Annotated in this window: 1 protein-coding gene; it reads right to left on the minus strand. The window is 49.5% G+C overall.

The window, feature by feature from the left end; translation table 11 throughout:
* On the minus strand, nt 1-1,112 hold a 1,112-nt coding region (locus R8269_RS25650), incomplete at both ends, for a penicillin-binding transpeptidase domain-containing protein (protein WP_318222965.1).

Here is a 1,112-nt window from a genome sequence, read left to right on the forward strand (position 1 = left end):
GACCCAAATTGCTGTTCACCGTCGTGCGGCCTAACGCGCGTGAGTGATCATCGAAGCCCACCCATGCAATCGCAACCACGCCCGGACCATAACCGTTGTACCATGCGTCTTTTGAATCGTTAGTCGTACCAGTTTTACCACCAATATCACGACGCTCAAGTTTTTGTGCACGCCAGCCGGTACCGTTCCAGCCAGTTCCTTCACGCCAGTTGCCGCCACCCCAGATGTTGCTGTACATCATTTCACGCATCAAGAATGCGTTTTGTTCAGAGATCACTTGTGGTGCGTATTTTGGTTCATCATTTTCTAGTGCGTTCTCTGGAGCTTGGCCATCAACGGCAACGTCTTGCTCACCGAACTCACTGGCAAAGCGATCCATTTCTGGTTGTGGGCTCATTTGTGGGCAATCTTGATGACAAACGCTCTTAGGGTTGGCTTTAAACAAAACTTCGCCAAATGCATCTTCAACGCGTTCGACGTAGAACGGCTCAACATAGTAACCGCCGTTTGCAAAAACCGAGTAACCTTGCGCCACTTTCATTGGCGTTAAGCTACCCGCACCCAAGGCGATAGTTTCTGAGCGAGGTACTTCGTTGATATCGAATCCAAAGCGAGTTAGGTACTGACGAGTTTCATCCAGACCCACTTCACGTAAGGTACGAACCGCCATTACGTTTTTCGATTGCGCTAAGCCAATGCGAAGGCGAGTTGGACCACCGTAAGTTGGAGGTGAGTTCTTTGGTCGCCATGCCGATCCTGAACCTGCGTCCCATTTGTTGATTGGCGCATCGTTGATCAGAGTTGCTAACGTTAGGCCTTTATCGATAGCGGCTGAGTAAATAAATGGTTTGATACTAGAACCAACCTGACGCACGGACATGGTTGCGCGGTTAAACTTGCTGTGAACAAAGTTAAAACCACCTACTAGTGACAAAATGCCGCCATTTTCAGGATTCATCGCGACAAATGCGGTGTTCGCGCTAGGCACTTGGCTTAGCTTCCAGCTGCTTTGAGTGTTGCCATCTTCATCGGTGGTCGTTAGCTCGCGAACCCAAATTTGTTCACCTGCAGCTAAAACCTCTTGTGCAGATTTTGGTGTTGAACCTTGACGG

The organism is Vibrio sp. Vb0667 (genome assembly GCF_033391095.1).